This window comes from Mesorhizobium sp. BR1-1-4 (genome assembly GCF_020165375.1).
Taxonomy (GTDB): Bacteria; Pseudomonadota; Alphaproteobacteria; order Rhizobiales; family Rhizobiaceae; genus Mesorhizobium; species Mesorhizobium australicum.
In genome coordinates this window covers 407983-424745 of sequence record NZ_JAIUIB010000001.1, presented here as the reverse complement: position 1 = coordinate 424745, position 16763 = coordinate 407983, and the positions used below count along the sequence as shown (strand labels likewise).

The 16763-nt window shown below is 64.1% G+C and carries 19 protein-coding genes; 9 read left to right on the top strand and 10 right to left on the bottom strand.

The window, feature by feature from the left end; all coding sequences use genetic code 11:
* Window positions 1-189: 189 nt before the first annotated feature.
* From LB571_RS02115 to LB571_RS02100, 4 genes are all read left to right on the top strand, one after another.
* Window positions 190-468, top strand: coding sequence for a hypothetical protein (locus LB571_RS02115; RefSeq protein WP_015315051.1), 279 nt, complete (start codon window positions 190-192; stop codon window positions 466-468).
* A gap of 208 nt (window positions 469-676) precedes the next feature.
* The gene (locus LB571_RS02110; RefSeq protein ID WP_224591948.1) at window positions 677-3337 is read left to right on the top strand and encodes a DNA translocase FtsK; all 2661 of its coding nucleotides are present in this window, start codon (window positions 677-679) and stop codon (window positions 3335-3337) included.
* A gap of 133 nt (window positions 3338-3470) precedes the next feature.
* Window positions 3471-4151, top strand: coding sequence for an outer-membrane lipoprotein carrier protein LolA (locus tag LB571_RS02105; RefSeq protein WP_224592220.1), 681 nt, complete (start codon window positions 3471-3473; stop codon window positions 4149-4151).
* 98 nt (window positions 4152-4249) lie between these two features.
* Window positions 4250-5056, top strand: a complete 807-nt coding sequence (locus LB571_RS02100; protein ID WP_224591945.1) for an exodeoxyribonuclease III — start codon at window positions 4250-4252, stop codon at window positions 5054-5056.
* Window positions 5057-5221: 165 nt separating this feature from the next.
* On the opposite strand, the gene LB571_RS02095 is transcribed toward LB571_RS02100, so the two are convergent.
* Window positions 5222-5677 carry a Crp/Fnr family transcriptional regulator gene (locus LB571_RS02095; protein ID WP_015315055.1) on the bottom strand — a complete coding sequence of 152 codons (456 nt, stop codon included), beginning with the start codon at window positions 5675-5677 and terminating at the stop codon, window positions 5222-5224.
* 123 nt (window positions 5678-5800) lie between these two features.
* Entirely contained in the window at window positions 5801-6484 is a 684-nt protein-coding gene (locus LB571_RS02090) for a response regulator transcription factor (protein WP_015315056.1), read from the bottom strand.
* Between the two features lie 144 nt (window positions 6485-6628).
* Here LB571_RS02090 and LB571_RS02085 point away from each other — a divergent pair, with 144 nt between their 5' ends.
* Window positions 6629-7165: a L,D-transpeptidase gene (locus tag LB571_RS02085; RefSeq protein WP_224592217.1), complete on the top strand. Its 537-nt coding sequence runs from the start codon at window positions 6629-6631 to the stop codon at window positions 7163-7165.
* A 137-nt stretch (window positions 7166-7302) separates the two neighbouring features.
* Here LB571_RS02085 and LB571_RS02080 read toward each other — a convergent pair whose 3' ends face one another.
* Window positions 7303-7545 (bottom strand): hypothetical protein, encoded by a 243-nt coding sequence (locus LB571_RS02080; RefSeq protein WP_140618370.1) that lies wholly within the window; start codon window positions 7543-7545, stop codon window positions 7303-7305.
* A gap of 166 nt (window positions 7546-7711) precedes the next feature.
* Here LB571_RS02080 and gcvA point away from each other — a divergent pair, with 166 nt between their 5' ends.
* The gene (gcvA, locus tag LB571_RS02075; protein ID WP_015315059.1) at window positions 7712-8644 is read left to right on the top strand and encodes a transcriptional regulator GcvA; all 933 of its coding nucleotides are present in this window, start codon (window positions 7712-7714) and stop codon (window positions 8642-8644) included.
* A gap of 4 nt (window positions 8645-8648) precedes the next feature.
* Here the strand turns inward: gcvA and LB571_RS02070 are convergent, their stop codons facing one another.
* From LB571_RS02070 to tsaD, 7 genes are read right to left on the bottom strand one after another with little or no spacing between them, the layout of a single operon-like run.
* Window positions 8649-9392: a glycosyltransferase family 25 protein gene (locus LB571_RS02070; RefSeq protein ID WP_015315060.1), complete on the bottom strand. Its 744-nt coding sequence runs from the start codon at window positions 9390-9392 to the stop codon at window positions 8649-8651.
* Window positions 9393-9405: 13 nt separating this feature from the next.
* Window positions 9406-9822, bottom strand: coding sequence for a DUF1761 domain-containing protein (locus LB571_RS02065; protein WP_015315061.1), 417 nt, complete (start codon window positions 9820-9822; stop codon window positions 9406-9408).
* Between the two features lie 21 nt (window positions 9823-9843).
* Window positions 9844-10569, bottom strand: coding sequence for a class I SAM-dependent methyltransferase (locus LB571_RS02060; RefSeq protein ID WP_174361965.1), 726 nt, complete (start codon window positions 10567-10569; stop codon window positions 9844-9846).
* Window positions 10524-10949 (bottom strand): EVE domain-containing protein, encoded by a 426-nt coding sequence (locus LB571_RS02055; RefSeq protein WP_015315063.1) that lies wholly within the window; start codon window positions 10947-10949, stop codon window positions 10524-10526. Before LB571_RS02055 ends, LB571_RS02060 begins: the two co-directional genes overlap by 46 nt.
* A gap of 39 nt (window positions 10950-10988) precedes the next feature.
* The gene (locus LB571_RS02050) at window positions 10989-11285 is read right to left on the bottom strand and encodes a YciI-like protein (RefSeq protein ID WP_224591941.1); all 297 of its coding nucleotides are present in this window, start codon (window positions 11283-11285) and stop codon (window positions 10989-10991) included.
* 36 nt (window positions 11286-11321) lie between these two features.
* The gene (locus LB571_RS02045; RefSeq protein WP_224529612.1) at window positions 11322-12344 is read right to left on the bottom strand and encodes an NAD(P)H-dependent glycerol-3-phosphate dehydrogenase; all 1023 of its coding nucleotides are present in this window, start codon (window positions 12342-12344) and stop codon (window positions 11322-11324) included.
* On the bottom strand, window positions 12341-13426 hold the full coding sequence (gene tsaD / locus LB571_RS02040; protein ID WP_224529798.1) for a tRNA (adenosine(37)-N6)-threonylcarbamoyltransferase complex transferase subunit TsaD: 1086 nt from the start codon (window positions 13424-13426) through the stop codon (window positions 12341-12343). The genes LB571_RS02045 and tsaD overlap by 4 nt, the downstream gene beginning before the upstream one ends.
* Before the next feature lie 101 nt (window positions 13427-13527).
* On the opposite strand from tsaD, the gene hemC reads away from it, so the two are divergent.
* From hemC to LB571_RS02025, 3 genes are all read left to right on the top strand, one after another.
* Window positions 13528-14454 (top strand): hydroxymethylbilane synthase, encoded by a 927-nt coding sequence (gene hemC / locus LB571_RS02035; RefSeq protein ID WP_224591938.1) that lies wholly within the window; start codon window positions 13528-13530, stop codon window positions 14452-14454.
* 2 nt (window positions 14455-14456) lie between these two features.
* Window positions 14457-15173, top strand: a complete 717-nt coding sequence (locus LB571_RS02030; RefSeq protein ID WP_224591935.1) for a uroporphyrinogen-III synthase — start codon at window positions 14457-14459, stop codon at window positions 15171-15173.
* Window positions 15174-15282: 109 nt separating this feature from the next.
* Window positions 15283-16755, top strand: a complete 1473-nt coding sequence (locus tag LB571_RS02025; protein ID WP_224591933.1) for a COG4223 family protein — start codon at window positions 15283-15285, stop codon at window positions 16753-16755.
* Window positions 16756-16763 lie beyond the last annotated feature (8 nt).

Below are 16763 nucleotides of genomic sequence, written 5' to 3'. Positions count from 1 at the left end.
GTCACGCCTTGAGGCCCGGATCGCTCCGGGCCTCTTTTTTTGCAAATTCGTTCTCGCTTCGTCCGAGTCCGCGCAATCACGTTCGCGTGAAGAAGCTTTTCGAGGAAACATCGACCGCTCTGTCGCCGAACTCAGGAGGCGATCGTCGTTCTGACGCTCGTGATTTTGAAACAGGGAAGGAATTTTCTCATGAACCTCAAGAATATCTGCCTCGGGGCACTCGCACTTTCCATGGTCAGCGGCTTTGCATTTGCCGGCGCACTGGACGAGCCGGACAACATGGCGCCGTTCTTCACCGATTCCAGCATGAAGACCATGAAGCCGATGGAGGAATTCAAGGCAGCTTTCATGGCCATGCCGAAGGAGAAGCAGGACGCCATGATGAAGGAATGCCAGGACGCGGCGATGAGCAAGCCGCACGCCGAGTTCTGCGCCAATGTGAAGATGCTCGGCGGCGCCAGCAAGTAGCACGCTGCTCGGCCCAACGAATGGATGGCGGGCCAGGGCGCCCGCCATTTTTCTTATGGTGCGATCACTGGTAGATGTCGGTGCCAAAAGGACGGCCCCCACGGTCTTATAGTTAATGCGCCCTTAACCTTCCCACGCCTAGTCTGGCATCCGAATCTGCCGGAGTGCGTCATGCGCTGCGGCCAGGCAATCACTGACGGGGAAGAGCATGCGTTCAGGGGCTTCAGCACCGCTCGCGCTGACCGATACGGGGCACGGCATCCAGGCATTCGCGCGGCGCCAGGTCGGCCGGCTGATCGGCACCGGCCTGTTCGCGTTCACGGCCTTCGCCGTCGCCAGCCTCGCGACCTGGAACGTCGCCGATCCAAGCTTCTCGCATGCCACCGCCAACATCGTCACCAACGCCATGGGCTATGCCGGCGCGGTGTTCTCCGACCTCGCCATGCAGTTCTTCGGCCTTGCCGCGGTCGCCGCGCTGGTTCCGGCAGTGATCTGGGGATACCTCCTGTTTTCGGCGCGCGGCGTCGACCGGCTGCCCAGGCGCGGGCTGTTCTGGTTCGGTTTCGCGCTGCTCGCCGCCGCCATCGCCGGCTGCATCGTTCCGCCCAAGACCTGGCCGCTGCCCACCGGCCTCGGCGGCGTCTTCGGCGACATGGTGCTCAAGATCCCCGGTGTCCTCATCGGCGGCTATCCGACCGGGCTGGTGGCCAGCGTGCTCGCCATAGTGCTGGCTGCGCCCGCGCTCTGGCTGTTCGCCCATGGCGCGGCGCTGCTCGGGCGCAAGAACGGCTTCGCCGTGATGGAAGAGCCGGCCGCCGCGGACCCGCGCGAGGACGAGCTTCTGTTCGACAATGACGAGGACGAGGGCGACGAGGGCATACTGGCGCTCGGCGCAATCACCCATTGGTGGCTTTCTTTCCGCGCGTGGATGCATCGCCGCGCGGTGCGCCGCAGGCAGGAGCGCGACGAGTTCGAACCTGAGATGGAGCCGCGCGCCAGCGCCTGGCGCCGCGCCGCCGAACGCGTCGAGTCGGCCGAGTACGCCGAGCAGCGCATGAGCCATGACGGCCGCGCCCGTGTCGAACCGGAATTCTTCGCCGCCATGGTCAACGACCGCAGCGTCTCCGTCGACCCGGACGACGACGATGTCTTCAGCCGCGACGACGCGGATATGGATTTCGATGACGAGTCCGTCGCGCAGCGGCGTGCTCCCACGGCCAAGGTCCAGCAGTTCCGTTCCGATGCCGCCACCCGGGTGGAGGCGCCGGCGGCGCGACCCGTGCCGGGCGCCCGCGTCCAGCGCGAGGCGCAAACCTCGCTGATCGGCTCCGACACGTTCGAAATGCCGTCGCTGCATTTCCTGTCCGAACCGAAGAATGTCGCGCGCGACCCAAGTCTTTCCAAGGACGCGCTGGAACAGAACGCGCGCCTGCTCGAAGGCGTGCTGGAGGATTTCGGCGTCAAGGGCGAGATCATTGCCGTTCGCCCTGGTCCGGTCGTCACCCTTTACGAACTCGAACCCGCACCGGGCATCAAGTCGTCGCGCGTCATCGGCCTTTCCGACGACATCGCCCGTTCGATGAGCGCGATCGCCTGCCGCGTCGCCGTGGTGCCGGGCCGCAACGCCATCGGCATCGAACTGCCCAACGCCAAGCGCGAAACGGTTTACCTCCGCGAGATCATGGCCAGCCGCGACTTCGAGACGACCAAGGCCAAGCTGGCGCTGGCGCTGGGCAAGACCATCAATGGCGAAGCCGTCATCGTCGACATCGCCAAGATGCCGCACGTGCTGGTCGCCGGCACCACCGGTTCGGGCAAGTCGGTCGCCATCAACACCATGATCCTGTCGCTGCTCTACCGCCTCACCCCGCAGGAGTGCCGGCTGATCATGATCGATCCGAAAATGCTCGAACTCTCCGTCTATGACGGCATTCCGCATCTGCTGACGCCCGTGGTCACCGACCCGAAGAAGGCGGTGGTGGCGCTGAAATGGACCGTGCGCGAGATGGAGGACCGCTACCGCAAGATGTCCAAGGTCGGCGTGCGCAACATCGACGGCTTCAACGCACGCGTGCAGCAGGCCGAGAAGAAGGGCGAAAAGATCTCGCGCACCGTGCAGACCGGCTTCGACCGCCAGACAGGCGAGGCGATCTACGAGACCGAGGATCTCGATCTCGAGCCGATGCCCTATATCGTCGTCATCATCGACGAAATGGCCGACCTGATGATGGTCGCCGGCAAGGACATCGAAGGAGCCGTCCAGCGCCTGGCGCAGATGGCGCGTGCCGCCGGCATCCACGTCATCATGGCCACGCAACGTCCCTCGGTCGACGTCATCACCGGCACCATCAAGGCCAATTTCCCGACCCGCATCTCCTTCCAGGTGACGTCCAAGATCGACAGCCGCACCATTCTGGGCGAGCAGGGCGCCGAGCAGCTGCTCGGCATGGGCGACATGCTCTACATGGCCGGCGGCGGCCGCATCCAGCGCGTGCACGGGCCGTTCGTCTCCGATGACGAGGTCGAGAAGATCGTCGGGCACCTGAAGCTGCAGGGCGTGCCGGAATATCTCGACGCCATCACCGAGGACGACGGCGAGGACGACGACGAGTCGTCCGGCAAGGGCGGTTCGGGCGGCGGCGGCGGCGGTGGCAATTTCGAGGATTCCGACGACCCTTACGATCAGGCGGTTTCGGTGGTGCTGCGCGACGGCAAGGCCTCGACCAGCTACATCCAGCGGCGTCTGGGCATCGGCTATAACAGAGCCGCCTCGATTATCGAGAAGATGGAAAAGGAAGGCATTGTCGGCCCGGCCAACCATGCCGGAAAACGCGAAATCCTGGTGCCGACAGAAGACGACAAGTTCTGATAGCGCAGAGTTCGCGGCAACTTTGAACCTTCTGGCGCGTTCACCGACTGAGCAGCGATCGCCTCGCCAAACTTCAGCCCAACTGGGGGTTCACGACAGCGACCAAATCAGGAACCGGACGAGAGTGACCGATATGAAAAACGATCTTTCAGCGCTCAGCGATTTTGCCCCGACACGCCGCCAATTGGTTGGCCTGGGCCTGGTATTCGCGGGTGCCGCCGCACTCAACGTGGTGCCCGGATTCGAGTTGCTGGCCTCGGCGCAGGCGGCCGTGCCCGCGGCGGCACAGAAGATCGCCGACCATTTCTCGGCGGTCAAATCGATGAGCGGCGAATTCGTCCAGTTCGGCCCCAAGGGCGAGCAGACCGGCGGAAAATTCTTCCTGGAACGGCCGGGCAAGATCCGCTTCAACTATGACGGGTCTTCGAATTTCCGGGTGATTTCCGACGGCAGATCGGTTGCCATACTCAACAAGAAACTGAACACGTCGGACCTTTATCCGCTGTCGAAGACGCCGCTGAAACTGCTGCTCGACGACCGCATCGACCTCTCCGGCAACCGCGTCAAGAGCGTCAAGGAAGAAGACGACCTCACCACCATCCAGCTTTCCGACAAGTCGGTTTTCGGCAATGCGCGGATCACCATGATGTTCGACCCGAAAACGTATGATCTGCGGCAGTGGACGATCACCGACGCGCAGGGCAAGGACACGACGGTGATGATCTTCAACACCAAGGAAGGCGTCAGCTTCGCGCCCGACACGTTCGCCATCGACTATACGGCCAATCGCGAGCTGAACACCAAGACGCGGTAGGCCCGCCGATATAGCCAGGCCCGTTAGCGGAGCGGGCTGGCTTGTTTTTGCGGCGCGCGGCTGGCAGTAGAATGGCGATCTCCTGCCGGACCCTCCGCATGCCCTTTTCGATCGCCACCTGGAACATCAACTCCGTGCGCCTACGCATGCCGATCGTCGAACGCCTGCTCGATGAGTACGCGCCCGATGTGCTCTGCCTGCAGGAAACCAAGGTCTCGGACGAGCTCTTTCCCGAAAAAGCCTTTCGCAAGGTCGGCTATCCCTACATCGCGTTCCATGGCCAGAAGGGCTATCACGGCGTGGCGACGGTGGCGCGGCGGCCGATCGAGGTGGTCGAAAAGCGCCGCTTCTGCGACATCGAGGACAGCCGCCACCTGTCGGTGACGGTACAGGCCGGCGGCAAGACCATCCTGGTGCACAATTTCTACGTGCCCGCAGGTGGCGACGAGCCGGATCCCGAGATCAACAGGAAGTTCAGGCACAAGCTCGATTTCGTCGCCGAGATGAACGCCATCCGGGCCGAACACGGCGAGGTGTCGGCGTCGGTGCTGGTCGGGGACCTCAACATCGCGCCGCTGGAGCATGATGTCTGGTCGCACAAGCAACTGCTCAACGTGGTCAGCCACACGCCGGTCGAGACCGAAAACTTCGAGGCGATGCGGCGCGCCGGGGGCTGGGTCGACCTGATGCGGCACAACGTGCCACCGGAACAGAAGCTCTATACCTGGTGGAGCTACCGGGCGCAGGATTGGGAGGCGTCCAATCGCGGCCGGCGGCTCGACCATGTCTGGTCGTCGCCAAACCTGCTGCCCAGTTTTGCCGGCTATGAGATCCTTAGAGCCGCCCGTGGCTGGGACCGGCCGTCGGACCATGTGCCAGTGATTGCCCGGTTCGCCCTGGATTAAGTTTATCGATATTCAGGTGAAACCGGCCTGCAAACGACGGCTTCCTGCGCTTCCCAGTTCTACTACGTCGCAGTAGAACTGTGCTCACGTACTTTAAGTACGCTTCTCGGAATCCGCCGTTTTCGCCTCGGCCTGACCTCGACACCTGCGGCGTCAAATGCCAGGTCAACCCGAAAATCGTGGTGCCAATTCCTCGATGCGGCGGATCATGTCGTGGAATTCCTCGGAGATGCGCTGATGCAGCTTCACCGCCAATTCCGGGTATTCCTCCAGGATGCGCCGGAACATCTTGCGGCTCAGCCTTATCACTTCCGAGTCGATTTCGGCCGAGGCGCTGGTCAGCCGGTTGGTATCGGCGATCAGCGCCAGCTCGCTAAGCATCGTGCCTGGGCCGACCTTGCCGATCGGGATGCGCTCGCCATCCTGCTCGCGATAGAGCACGATGCGCCCGCTGACCACGACATAGGCCGAGTCGGCCACATCGTCCTCGCGATAAAGCTTGTGGTCGGCCTGCACCAAAGTGGTCTCGGCACCGAAGGCGAGCAGGCGCAACTGTTCCTGCGTGAAGCCCTCGAAAAGCCTCACGGCGGACAGGATGCGGATGTCGTCATCCAGCGCCATCTAGCTGTGTCCCCGAACGGTCAGTCCAATCCCTCCTCTGCGGTACGATCCCAGAATCCCCCTCCAACAGGATCGTACCCGAAAGCGGCCCCGCCCGAACCGCTCATTTGAATGGTGAAATGTTTAAGGAACCAGCTTGTAGCCGCCGCTTTCTGTCACAAGAATTTCAGCATTGGAAGGATCACGCTCGATCTTCTGGCGCAGACGGTAGACATGGGTTTCCAGGGTATGCGTGGTGACGCCGGAATTGTATCCCCACACTTCCTCCAGCAGCACGTCGCGGGTCACCACCTTCTGGTCGGCGCGATAGAGATACTTGATGATCGAGGCTTCCTTTTCCGTCAGCCGCACCTTGCCGCCGCGCTGATCGATGAGCAGTTTCTGGCTGGGCTTGAAGGTGTAGGGGCCGACCGAGAAGGTCGCGTCCTCGCTCTGCTCATGCTGGCGCAGTTGCGCCCGGATACGGGCAAGCAGCACCGCGAAGCGGAACGGCTTGGTCACATAGTCGTTGGCGCCGGCCTCGAGACCCAGAATCGTGTCCGAATCGGTATCGTGGCCGGTCAGCATGATGATGGGCGCCTTGTAGCCGCCCTTGCGCAGGATCTTCACCGCCTCCCGGCCGTCCATGTCGGGCAGACCGACATCCATGATGAGCAGGTCGATGAGCCCGCCGCGCGCAGCGGTGACGCCTTTTGCCGCAGTCGCTTCCTGCAGCACATCGAATTCCTCGTAGAGGGACAGTTGCTCGACCAGTGTGCCGCGCAGGTCGTCATCGTCATCGACGATCAGGATGGTACGTGAGGTCATGGATCAATCCGTTGTTTTGAAAAGTGAATTCAGTTGACCGCTGCGTATTTATGCGGAAGCTGGCCGGCACAATAGCCGATCACAGTGATTTGTTCCGTGGCACGATCATACAAGAAAAAACGCGATCGCAATGCAGCCGGCGCAATTTTGGCAAAACGGCTGCGCGTGCTGACCGTGCGGGCTCGGCCCGGCCATCCATGCCAGGGCCTGCTGCAGGCCGGCAAAACGGTGTTTGCGTGCGCGCTGGGGCGTGGCGGCATCTCGGCCGGCAAGCGCGAAGGCGACGGCGCCACGCCGCTCGCTTCGATGCGCATACTGACGGGCTATTTCCGGGGAGATCAGTTTGCCGCCGGGCGCAGAACGCGGCTGGCGATGGCGCCGATCGGGCCGGACCTCGGCTGGTGCGAAGTGCCTGACGACCGCAACTATAACAGGCCGGTCAAGATTCCCTACGGCGCCAGCCACGAACGCATGCGGCGCGACGACCGGCTCTATGACGCCTGCCTGGTGCTCGACTGGAACATCGCGCCGCGCCGGCGCGGGCGCGGCAGCGCCATCTTCTTCCATCTGGCGCGTCCCGGCTTCGCGCCGACGGAAGGTTGCGTGGCGGTGACCGCGCGCACGATGGCGCGGCTTTTGCCGCTGCTGTCGGACCGGACAGTGGTAAGGGTGGTGAGATAGGGGGGATAGGGAATAGGGAATAGGGAATAGGGAATAGGGAATAGGGAATAGGGAATAGGGAATAGGGAATAGGGAATAGGGAAGTCTTCAGCGGCAGCAGACACGCTCAAACTGTATCATCCTATTCCCCTGCTCGCTTATCCCTTCCTGTTCCGCTGCCAGCCGATGTCGAGAAGGCCCAACCGGCCTGTCTCGCGGTCCATGGCCCGGGCGATGTCCCTGCGGCCGGCCCCGATATCGCGCAACTGGCGATCGGAGAGATCCTCGACGTTCTGGTGAGGAAGGTTGACCGCGACCCTGGCCTGCCGCAGCCAGGTACGGGCAGCCGACAGCCAGTCTGGCCGGGCGATGTATGCGGGGCGAAGAGCAATGTGAGACATGAGGTCATCCGTATTCCCCGGACATCAAATCCGGTTTGATGGTGTCATTGATGCTGCAATCATGCCGTATTGAAAAACAAACGGGAAACGAGTAGTTCTTGTCTCATCATCAAGTTTTATTTGAGGATTGAGGCTCCATGGACCGCTTCGATCAGGTCGCACGCTGATGGCAGCGCTCTTGCCGGGAACGCGGGCGCTCAGGACGCTGGAGGCGGCGGCCCGGCACCTCAATTTCACCCGCGCCGCCGACGAGCTCGGCCTGACGCCTGCCGCCGTCAGCCACCAGATCAAGGAAATCGAGGATCAGCTCGGCATCGTGCTGTTCACCCGCACCAGCCGCACCATCCGGCTGACGGAGGCGGGCACGGTGCTTTACGAGGCGGCGACCGACACGCTCGACCTGCTTGGCCGCGCCGTGATGCGGGCGCGCAAGATGGCGCGCGGCACCGAATTCCTGAAGGTGACGCTGGATGCGCAGTTCGCGGCGAAATGGCTGATGCGGCGCGTCGAGAATTTCCGCCAGCAGCGGCCGGGCATCGAACTCAGGTTCGACATCGCCTATGGCTTGCGCGATTTCGATCTCGACGACGTCGATGTCGGCATCCGCTTCGGCGCCGGCAAATATCCGGGGCTCAGCGCACACCGCCTGTTCGACAACATCATCATTCCGGTGTGCAGTCCGGGCCTCCTGACATCGGGGCCGCCCCTGCGCGAGCCGCGCGACTTGTTTAACCACACGCTTGCCCATATCGAATGGGCCCGCCAGGGCGTGACATGGCCGAACTGGCGCATGTGGATGGCGGCGGCCGGCATCAACGATTTCGACGACAGCCGCACCGTGGTCTTCGGCACATCGACGGATGCGGTGCAGGCAGCGCTCGACGGCAATGCCGTCGCGCTCGCCGATTTCGCCATGGTGGCAAACGACCTGTCCGAGGGCCGGCTGGTGCGGCCCTTTGAGCTCAGCATCAGGGTTGCGCCGGAATACGCTTATTTCCTGGTTTATCCCCAGGCCATGGCCGACGATCCCCGCATTGTCGCCTTCCGCGAATGGATCCTAGAGGAAGTTTCCAGGACGCGGACAGCGGACAAGGTGTAGTCCCTCAGGACCGGGCGTTGTGGCCGAAGATCATGCGTCGGTATTTCTTCACGTTCCATTTCAGCTTCTTGTAGAGCAGCGGCTGCATCTTGCCGGCGACGGAAGTCTGGAACGCACCGTTTTCGCTGCCTTGCTCGACGATTGGCCGCTCGAACCACAGCATCTCAACGCCCAGCTTTTCGTCCATCTGTTCGATCTGGTGGTCGATCACGGTGTAGATCTTGTGTTGATCGATCCAGGCACAACGGGCTTCGGCGACCGAACGGGTGATGAGATAGGAATCCGCGCACCTGGCATGCAGTGCCGGGTAGAGCCTCTGGCCCCTGCGCAATTTCCAGCTCGGCGTGTAGTAGTTGCTGCCGTTGCCGAAATAGATGACGGCCTTGCGCATCGGGCTGCCGAGTTCGGCCAGCCCTTGCCGGAATTTGGCGACGAAGTCGCGCGCGAGGAAGACGTCATCCTCGAAGACCAGGCAATAGGGCAGGTCGGTTTCGAGGAAGTCGCGCCAGATGCCGACATGCTTCAGCGCCAGCGAGACCTGCGCCGGGTGGACAAAATCGGGAGCGACCAATTCAGCACGGATTTCCGGGGTGATATCCGCCCTGTCCCAGTCGGTGTAGAAGGTGACCGGCACGCCGCGCCGGTCGAACTCGCGCACGATGTGCCGGCGCCGGTCGTCATAGCCCTGCTTGACGTGACAGATCCTGGTGAACACCAGGTCGCGGGGAAATCCGGACTTATCCGCCATCGTCAACGCACCGTCAGCTTGCAGCGGCGCCGAACCAGCCGATCACCGCGCCGATGATCAACAGCACGCCAAGCCAGTGACCGCCGTCAATGACAGTCAGGTCCCAGCCGAAATTCTCGTAGCGATGGTTGACCGACAGCGTCGTGGCGACAAAACCCAGCCAAAGCACGAAACCGAAGATCAGTCCGGCCAGCCAGGTCGGCTCACCACCCGTCATCGCGCCGACGACCAGGGCCATGATGTAGGCCATCAGCAGTTCGGCGATGAAGGAGATGACGAAGGGCAGAGGCGATTTCTTCATCGTCGCCGGATCGAGCCTGGCGGCCTTCAGCCAGGGCTTGCTCAACGCCATGTACCAGGCGGCGCCGAACAGCCAGGCCACGACGGCGGCGGCGATCACCGCCAGCCAATTCACCGCTGAAAAATCCATGCGTTCCCCTCCTGTGCGATTTTATGGAAACGCCTGTTCGGCGATGGCGTCAAGCAGTCGCCATACCGTGGTGCGTTTGACTTCGGCATCCTCCAGCGCCCTTGTCACCGGCACCTGATAGACGGCAAGCGGCTCCAGCCCCGATCGCGGCAGATAGGACCGGCCGGGATCGCCGACCAGAATGTCGGCGCCACGCCGTTTGAGCGTCGAAAACCACGGCATCAGCCGGTCGGCGAAGGGTTTGTCGTAGAAGACGTCGCCTGCCAGGACCACGTCCCAGCCCGCATCGGTGCCCACACAGTCCGTGCCGAGGAACGCGATGCCGACGCCGTTGGCCTCGCTGTTGAGGCGGATCGCGGTGGCGCAGAACGGGTCGATGTCGGCGGCGGTTACCTCGGCAGCGCCCGCCTTGACGGCGGCGATGGCGACGAGTCCGGAGCCCGAAGCGAAATCGAGCACGCGCTTGCCTCGGACCATATCGGGATTGTCGATGACATAGCGGGCGAGGCCCTGGCCGCCCGCCCAGGCAAACGCCCAAAAGGGCGGCGGCAGGCCGATCTCGACAAGTTCGTCCTCTGTTCGCTGCCAGAGATCATGCGCTTCGTCGGCGAGGTGAAGGCGAATTTCTGGCACATGCGGCGGCGCCATCAGCGCCGTGTTGTCGAGAATGAATTGCTTGGCGCTATCGGGTGTAAGTGCCGTCACGGCGCAGGCATCAGGCCGCCCATGCGGCAGACTTCCTTCCATTCGGCCGGGGTCACCGGCTGCACGGAAAGCCGTCCGAGCCGCACCAGCGCCATCTCGGCCAGTTTCGGATTGGCTTTGACTTCTTCCAGCGTCGGCGGGTTCGGCATGTCCCTGACGGCGCGGATGTCGACACACTCCCAGCGCGGGTCATCCGACGTGGTGTCGGGATGGGCCAGCGCGCAGACCTCGGCAATGCCGACCACGTTCAGGCCGTCGTTGGAATGGTAGAAGAAGCCGAGATCGCCGACCTGCATGGCCTTCATGTTGTTGCGGGCGGCGTAGTTGCGCACGCCGTCCCATTGGGTGCCGGCCTTGCCCTTGGCCTTCAACGCCTCGAAGGAGAAAACCGAGGGTTCGGATTTGAACAGCCAGTAGTTCATTTTCTCTCCTCCTTGCGGCCCAGTCGCGGGCGCCGCGAATTAACTAGCCGCCGGCTTGTTGAACGTCCAGTTCCACTGGCAGATTTCGACGCTTTCGAACAGGCCGGCCTTGGCGTAGGGGTCGGCGGCCGACAGAGCCTGCGCGCTGGGCAGATCGGGGGCCTCGACCACCACGAGGCTGCCATTGGGCTTGCCGTCGGCGTCGAGGAACGGACCGGCAAAGGCCAATTTCTTGTCGCCGTTCAGCCCTTCGAGAAAGGCGACATGCTCGGGCCGCGTGTCGAGGCGCACCTGCAGGCCTCCGGGCTTGTCCTTGCAGATCAGAGCAAACAGCATGGTCTTTCTCCTGGGTGGTTGGATCAGAGTGTGGGATCAATCGTTGGTTTCGGTCTTCAGCGGCCGGGTCATCAGCGCCGTCACGGCCTGCCCGATGGTGATGGTGCCATCCAGTATGGCGGCGACCGCGGCGATGATCGGCGCATCGATTTCGCGCTCAGCGGCGATGCGGGCGGCGATCGCCGCGGTCGGCACGCCCTCGGCCAGCGGCAATCCGGAAAGTGCCTTGCCCTGTCCGAGCGCCAGCCCATAGGCGAAATTGCGCGACTGCGCCGACGAGCAGGTAAGCAGCAGGTCGCCAAGCCCGGAAAGCCCCATCAGGGTCTCGGGCCTGGCGCCGAAGGCGGCACCGATGCGGCGCAGTTCGACAAAGCCGCGCGTCACCATGGCCGCCTGTGCGCTGGCGCCGAGCCCGGCCCCGGTGACAGCGCCGGCGGCGATGGCGAAGACGTTCTTCAAGGCGCCGCCGATCTCGACGCCGATCAAGTCGTCGCTCGAATAGCAGCGCAGGTTTTCAGCCGAAAATCGGGCGGCAAGGTTGGCGGCAAGCGCCTCGTCGCCGGCGGCCACCACCACCGCCGTCGGCAGGCCGCGGGCGACATCGCTGGCAAAGCTCGGCCCTGACAGCGCTGCGACCGGGTTTGGCGGCAAGATTTCCGCAGCGATTGCCGACAGCAAGGCGCCGGTGTCGCGCTCGATGCCCTTGGCGCAGAGCACGAGCGGAATGCCGGCCGGCATATGATCCCTGGCGGCGGCCAGCGTGGCCCGCAACGCCTGAGCCGGCGTCACCGTCAGCACGCAATCGGCCCCAGTGAGGGCTGCCTCCATGTCGCTCGTCGCCTTGATGCCGGGCGCGATGGCGATGCCCGGGAGATAGCGTGGGTTCTCGCCCCGGCCGATCGCAGCCACGGTTTCAGGGTCACGCGCGAACAGCCGCACCGTATGGCCGGCGCGCAGCATGGCCAGCGCCAGCGCCGTGCCCCAGGCGCCGCCGCCGAGCACGGCGACATGCCAGCCGCTTTTGTCCGGACCCTCGCTGTTCGTGGCTCGATCGGTCATGCTTTGGCTCCGCGACGGCCGGAGCCGACCATTGGCGCCGAGACGCTGTCCAGCGGCCAGCGCGAGCGCGGCACGAAATCGAAGCCGTTCTCCTGCGCCATGCCTTCTCGCAGACGTTCGATACCGGCCCAGGCGATCATCGCCGCGTTGTCGGTGCAAAGCTTCAGGGGTGGCGCGACGAAGCTGAAACCGGCGTCGGTGCAAAGCCGCTCCAGCGTTGTCTTGACCGTGCGGTTGGCGGCGACGCCGCCGGCGACGACCAGCGCCGGGTTTTTGGTGCCAGGGAATGTTTCGCGAAAGCGTTCCAGCGAGCGAGAAACACGGTCGGCGAGCGCATCGGCGACGGCCGCCTGGAACGAGGCGCAGATGTCGGCGACATCCTGGTCGCTCAAGGGCTCGATCGCGGTCGCCGCCTGGCGCACCGCGGTCTTCAGGCCGGAGAAGGAGAAATCGGGCTGTGCCGAGCCTTTCATCGGCCGTGGGAAGGCAAAACGCGATGCATTGCCTGACAGCGCTGCCTTCTCGACATTGGGACCGCCGGGATAGGGCAGGCCGAGCATTTTGGCGGTCTTGTCGAAGGCTTCGCCGAGCGCGTCATCGATCGTGGTGGCCCAGCGCTGGTAGTCGCCAACGCCGCGCACGGCCAAAATCTGCGTATGGCCGCCGGAGACCAGCAGCAAGAGATAAGGGAATTCGAGCCCGTCGGTCAGCCGCGCCGTCAAGGCGTGGCCTTCGAGGTGATTGACGGCGATCAGCGGCTTGCCGGCCGCCGCGGCGATCGCCTTGGCCGTCATCAACCCGACGATCAGTCCGCCGACGAGGCCTGGTCCGGCGGTCGCGGCGATCGCATCGAGCTCGGCCAGCGCCATGCCCGCATCGGCGAGTGCGGCCTCGATAATGCCGTCCAGTGCCTCGACGTGGGCGCGCGCGGCGATCTCCGGCACGACGCCGCCGAAGGCGGCATGTTCCTCGATCTGGGAGAGCACGATGTTGGACAGGATTTTCGGCGCGGCATCGCCCTCCAGCGCCACGACGCTGGCGGCGGTCTCATCGCAACTCGTCTCAATGCCCAGAACGCGGATCAATTCGTCGCTCTCTCCAGAGATTGTATGTCAGGGCGTTCCTCGTTAGGAGAGTGCCCGGAAACGCAAAGCCAGCCGGGGGTTATCACGGACCGCGCGCCATGCAAACAATCTTGAAAATCGGAACACGCGGCAGCCCGCTGGCATTGGCGCAGGCGCATGAAACACAGGCGCGGCTGATGGCCGCGCACCGCATGCCGGCGGAGGCGTTCGAGGTTGTCGTTATCTCGACCAGCGGCGACCGCATCCAGGACCGGCCGCTGTCGGAGGCTGGCGGCAAAGGCCTGTTCACCAAGGAAATCGAGGAAGCCCTGCTCGCCGGCGCGATCGACATCGCCGTGCATTCGTCGAAGGACATGCCGACGCAATTGCCGCCCGGCCTGGAACTCTCCGCCTTCCTGCCGCGCGAGGATGCGCGCGATGCCTTTGTGGGCAGGGCGGCGAAGACGATCGCGGAACTGCCGCAAGGGGCGAAAGTCGGCTCCTCGTCGCTGCGGCGGCAGGCGTTGATCCGCCGCATGCGGCCGGACCTCGACGTGGTGATGTTCCGCGGCAATGTGCAGACGCGGCTGCGCAAGCTGGACGAAGAGGTCGCGAGCGGCACCATCCTTGCCTATGCCGGCCTGAAGCGGCTGGGCCTGGAAGATGTTACCACCGATTTGATGCCGCTGGACAGCTTCCCGCCGGCACCAGGCCAGGGTGCGATCGGCATCGAGACACGGATCGGCGACCGCGATGTCGAGAAGATGCTGGTGGCGATCCACGATGTGGCGACAGGGCAAGCACTCGCCTGCGAGCGCGCTTTCCTGGCGGCGCTCGATGGCTCCTGCCGCACGCCTATCGCCGGCTATGCCGCGATCAAGGCCGGAAAGCTCTCTTTCGCCGGGCTGATCATCTCCCCCGACGGCACGCAGTCGCACGCGGTCGAGCTACAAGGGCTGGCACAGGACGCCGCCCGCATCGGTGATGAAGCGGCGCGGACGGTGCGTGCCAAGGCCGGCGAAAAGTTCTTCCACGGCTGGCTCTGAAGATGCTCCGCGTGCTGGTCACCAGACCGGAGCCGGGTGCGTCGCGCACCGCGCGAAAGCTGGAGGAGATGGGTTTTGAGCCTCTTCTCCTGCCCTTGACGGAGACGAAGGCGTTGCCGGTCGATGCCAAGGCGATTCCGGAAGACGTGGCAGTCGTCGCCATCACCAGCGCTAATGCGGTGCGCCACGCCCCCAGAGATCTGATTGCGGTGCTGTCCAATCTGCCTTGTCATGCTGTCGGCAGGAGGACCGCGGAGGCCGCGCGCAAAGCCGGCTTTCTCTCGGTCAACGAGGGGCCCGGCGATGCCGAGGCGCTGGCCGACGGCATGGCAATCGCGTTTTCCGGCAAAACAATCGTCTATCTCTGCGGGCGCGTGCGATTTCCCGCCTTCGAGCAGAAGCTGGAAGCAGCTCACGCCCAGGTCCATGCCGTCGAGACTTATGACACGCTTGCGGTGAGCTATTCGGACGAAGCGATCCTTCCTCTGATATCAGGCCAATCCGTCGATGCGGTGCTGCTCTATTCGGCCATGGCCGCTGCCGAAATGCAGATACTGGTCAGGCGACCTGCCCTGCGGCGGGCCTTTGAAAAGACCCGTTTTTTCGCTCTTTCCGCGCGCATTGCCGCCGCTTTCCGCGACGGCACCGGCAAAGCAATGCACGTTGCCGCGCGGCCCGACGAGGAGGCGCTGCTGGCACATTTGCGGGCACGGCCCTGACCCGCGTCATCACACCGCCCCTTTTCACCGCTTGGTGATGTGCTAGACCCTTTCTGAACCATCACGCGCCGCCAGGCGTTGAGACGAAGCGAATTTGCGGAGCCCCTGCATGGTCAAGACGCCGAAGATGCGACACTCGAAAGGACGCCGCGAGCCGGTGACCATCGATCTCGATCCGGGCGCCGCCTCACGCATCGTCGACGAGGATGCCGCCAAGAATACCGCCCAGACCGACGAGGCGAAGGCCGAGGAAGCGGCGAACGCCTCGCGGCCAGAGCCGCCGGACGAGCCGGTACATGCCGATCAGGCGGATCTCGAACCTTGGGAGCATGGCGATGCCGCCGCCGGGCAGCTTGGCACCGACGCGCCACCGCAAGCCGAGGCCAAATCCACTGAGCCGGAAATGCCTTATCCCGGTTCGGATACACCCCCCAACCGCGCCAAGGCTTCCGACTACAATTTTGAGGATGCAACCGCCAAAACCGCCGAGACCAAGACGGCTTCCAGTAAAACCGACGCAAGGAGCGAACCGATGGCCACGCAGCCGAAGCGGGGCGGCTTCAACGGCATCGCAGCCGGCATCATCGGTGGTGTCATCGCCCTGGTCGGCGCCGGTGGCCTGCAATTTGCCGGCGTGCTCGGTGCGCCGGGTGCCGCTCCCGGTGCCTCGCTCGACGGCGTCAATGGCGAGATCGCCTCGTTGAAGAGCGAAATCGCGGATATGAGGGAAGCCAGCGGCGGTGCATCGGCCAAGGTCGACGGCCTGTCGTCGGCGCTGAATCAGGTCAAGAGCGATGTCGCGGCGCTGAAATCAGCGGTCGAACAGGGTGGCGCGGGCGACAATGCCGGGCTTGCCGCGATGGGCGACAAAGTCAAGCAGATCGAAACCACGGTGGCCGCCCTCGGCAAGGCCGGCGGCGCGGCGCCTGTCGATCTCGGCCCGCTCAACGAAAAGCTGGCGGGTCTCGATGCGCTGGTGAAGTCGACGGGCGAGGCGGCGAAGGCACAGGAAGGCCGTCTCTCCGCGCTGGAGCAGTCGGTGTCGCAGCTTTCCGGCAAGGTCGATGCGCAGGCGTCGCAGCCAAAGATCGCACTCGCCATCGCGGCCTCGGCGCTGAAGGCGGCGCTCGACCGCGGCGCGCCGTTTTCAGCCGAACTCGATACGCTGGCCGCGATTTCGCCTGATGCACCTGAACTCGCGACCTTGCGGCCCTATGCCGAAAAGGGCGTGCCGACCCGTACCGAGATCGCATCGCAGATGGATGCCGCCGCCAATGCCATGGTCGCCGCCGCGACGCCGGTCGATCAGAATGCCGGCTTCCTTCAGAACCTGATGTCGAGCGCTGAATCGCTGGTCAAGGTCCGGCCGATCGGTGCCGTCGAAGGCCCCGGCGCACCGGAAACCGTGGCGCGCATGGAGTTTGCGGTCACGCAGGGCGACTATGCCAAGGCACTCAGCGAATATGACACGCTGCCGGAAGCCGCGAAGGCCGCGGGCGCCGATTTTGCCGGCAAACTGAAGGCGCGCATCGAGGTCGAAACCCAGGTCGACGCGCTGATCTCCGGCGCGATGAAGGCATGAGGGCAACA